The sequence below is a fragment of the Streptomyces solincola genome (assembly GCF_002982015.1).
Taxonomy (GTDB): Bacteria; Actinomycetota; Actinomycetes; order Streptomycetales; family Streptomycetaceae; genus Streptomyces; species Streptomyces solincola.
This window is the reverse complement of record NZ_PVLV01000250.1, coordinates 1-3143: the sequence shown is the minus strand read 5'-3', so window position 1 is coordinate 3143 and position 3143 is coordinate 1. Positions and strand designations below refer to the sequence as shown.

The 3143-nt window shown below is 78.3% G+C and carries 1 protein-coding gene; it reads left to right on the top strand.

Going from position 1 to position 3143, the window contains the following annotated elements; genetic code table 11:
• The coding region (locus C6N75_RS16945; protein ID WP_146132586.1) for a type I polyketide synthase at positions 1–3143 on the top strand (3143 nt) is incomplete at both ends.

The window sequence follows — 3143 nt, the reverse complement described above, 5'->3', positions numbered from 1 at the left end:
CGCCGCCCTCCCCACGTACGCCTTCCAGCGGGAACGCTTCTGGCACGCGCCGGCGAAGCGCGACGGGGACGTCCGCTCGGTGGGCCTCAGCGGGGCCGAGCACCCCTGGCTGGGCGCGGTCACCGAGACGGCCGACGCCGACGGGCTGCTGCTCACCGGACGGCTGGCGCCGGCCGAACACCCCTGGCTGACCGACCACGCCGTGCACGGCACCGTCCTGGTGCCCGGCACCGGGCTGCTGGAGCTGGCCCTGAGCGCGGCGGAGCACGTGGGCGCGCCGGGCGTCGCCGGGCTCACCCTGCTGGAGCCGCTGGTCCTCACGGACGACGACCCGGTCCGGCTCCAGCTCTCCGTGGGCGCGCCCGACGGGGCCGGCCGCCGCCCGATCACCATCCACAGCCGCCCGGAGAACGCGCCCGCCGGTACGGCCTGGCGTCAGCACGCGAGCGGTGAGCTGTCCGCCGCCGGGGACGCCGCGCCCACCGGGGACGCCGCCGTGACCGAGGGCGGCGCGGCCGACCTCACCCGCTGGCCCGTGCCCGGGGCGGAGCGGCTGCCGCTGGACTCCTTCTACGAGGACTTCGCCGCCCGCGGCCTGGAGTACGGGCCCGCCTTCCAGGGCCTGACCGAACTCTGGCGGGCGGGCGGCACCGCGTACGGCCTGGTGAAGCTGCCCGAGGGCCTGGCCCCCGACCGCTTCGGGCTGCACCCGGCCCTGCTGGACGCCGCCCTGCACGCCCTGGTCGCCGTCCAGGACGACGCCGGCGACGGGCACGTCCTGCTGCCGTTCGAGTGGACCGATGTCGAGCTGCACGCCACCGGCGGCAGCGAGCTGCGGGTCCGGGTGGCTGCCGTGCCCGGCGAGGAGGCCGTCACTCTCGACGTGGCCGACCCGGCCGGGCAGCCGGTCGCCCGCGGCACGCTTCGGCTGCGCGCGGCGCGGCCCGAGCAGATCCGCGCCGCCGGCGGTACCGGCCAGCACCTCTACCAGGTCGACTTCCGTGCCGCGCCGCGCACCGGGAGCGCCCCGGCGGGCGGCCCGGTGTGGGTGCTCGGCGGGGACGGAGCCCTCGCCACCGCCCTCGGCGCGCACCACGCGGCCGACGTGGACGCCCTGCCGGCCGGCCCGGCGGAGGACGACGAGGCGGCCGCGCCCGGCCGGATCGTCGTGGACCTCACGGCGGAGCCCGGGGCCGCGCCCGCCGACGCCGAGCGGCTGACGGCCGACGCGCTCGGCACCCTGCGGCGGCTGCTGGACGCCCCGCACCTGGCGGCCGCCGAGCTGGTCTGGCTGACCAGCGGGGCCGTCCACGCCGACGCGCGCGATGTGCCCGACGCGACCCGCGCCCCGGTGTGGGGGCTGCTGCGCACCGCCCGCACCGAGCACGCCGACCGCCTCCTGCGGCTGATCGACCTCGACCCGGCCCGGCCCGGTGACACCGCGCTGCTGGGCCGCGCCCTGGACACCGCCGGCGAGCCGGAACTCGCCCTGCGCGCCGAGGAGATCCGCGCCCCCCGGCTCGCCCCGGCCGCCCCCGCCGACGCCGCCGGCCGGGCGCTCGACCCGGACGGCACCGTCCTCGTCACCGGCGGCACCGGCGAGCTGGGCCGCGAGCTGGCCCGGCACCTGGTCCGCCGGCACGGGGTGCGCCACCTGGTGCTGACCTCCCGGCAGGGACCGGACGCCCCCGGCGCCGACGAGCTGGTCCGGGCGCTGACCGGCGACGGGGCCGCCAGCGTCCGGATCGCGGCCTGCGATGTCGCCGAGCGCGAGCAGACGGGCCGGCTGCTGGCCTCCGTCGACCCCGCGCACCCCTGGACCGGCGTCTTCCACCTCGCCGCGGTCCTGGACGACGGCCTGGTCGTCTCACAGGACGCCGCCCGGCTCGCCGCGGTCTGGGCGCCGAAGGCGGCCGGCGCCCTGCACCTGGACGAGCTGAGCCGTGAACTCGGCCTCGACCTGGCCGCGTTCGTGCTGTTCTCGTCCGCCGCCGGCGTCCTCGGCGGCGCGGGGCAGAGCACCTACGCCGCCGCCAACGCCTTCGTCGACGCGCTCGCCGCCCGCCGCCGGGGCCTCGGCCTGCCCGGCGCCAGCCTGTCCTGGGGCCTGTGGCAGCAGGCCGGCGTCGGACTCACCGCGAACCTCGGGGACGCCGAGCTGGCCCGGCTGCGCCGCCAGGGCGTGGGCGCGCTCACCCCCGCCCAGGGCCTGGCCGCGCTCGACGCCGCCCTCGGCCATGACCGGCCGCACCTGGTGCCGGTCAAGCTGGAGCTGGAGGCGCTCCAGCGCGCCCAGGACACCGGATCGGACGTGCCGCCGCTGCTGCGGGGCCTGGTGCGGCCCCGCCGCCGCCGGGCCGGCGAAGCGGACGGCGCCCCCTCCGGCCTCAGGGGCCGCCTGCTGGCCGCGGGCCCGCAGAACCGGCTGGCCACCGTCACCACCCTCGTACGCACCGAGGCGGCCGGCGTGTTCGGCATGCCGGGCCCGGAGACCATCGGCGCGGACCAGGTGTTCAAGGAGGTCGGCCTCGACTCGCTGATGGCCGTCGAGCTGCGCCGCCGGCTCTCCGCGGAGACCGGTGTCGCACTGCCCGCCACGGTCGCCTTCGACTACCCCACGCCCGCCGCCATCGCCGAACTGGTTTTGAGCAAGCTGGAGTTGACCCCTGAGGCCGCCGCCCCGGCGGACGGCCGACGGAGGGCCGCCCGCACCGCCGACGGCTCCGACGAGCCGGTGGCGGTCGTGGCGATGGCCTGCAAGCTGCCCGGCGGCATCGCCTCGCCCGAGGGCTTCTGGGACCTGCTGGCCTCCGGGGGTGACGCCATCGGCGGCTTCCCCGAGCGCTGGCGCACCCTCGACGTCTACGACCCGGACCCCGAAGCCGAGGGCAAGAGCTACGGCTGCGAGGGCGGTTTCCTCGCCGACGAGCACGTGGAGCGCTTCGACGCCGCCTTCTTCGGCATCAGCCCCCGCGAGGCGGTGTCCATGGACCCGCAGCAGCGGCTGGTGCTGGAAGCCTCCTGGGAAGCCCTGGAGCGGGCCGGCATCGCCGCCGACACCGTCGCCGGCAGCCGCACCGGCGTCTACCTCGGCACCATGAACTCCGACCGCGGCGACCTGCGCGACCACGACCCGACGGCGC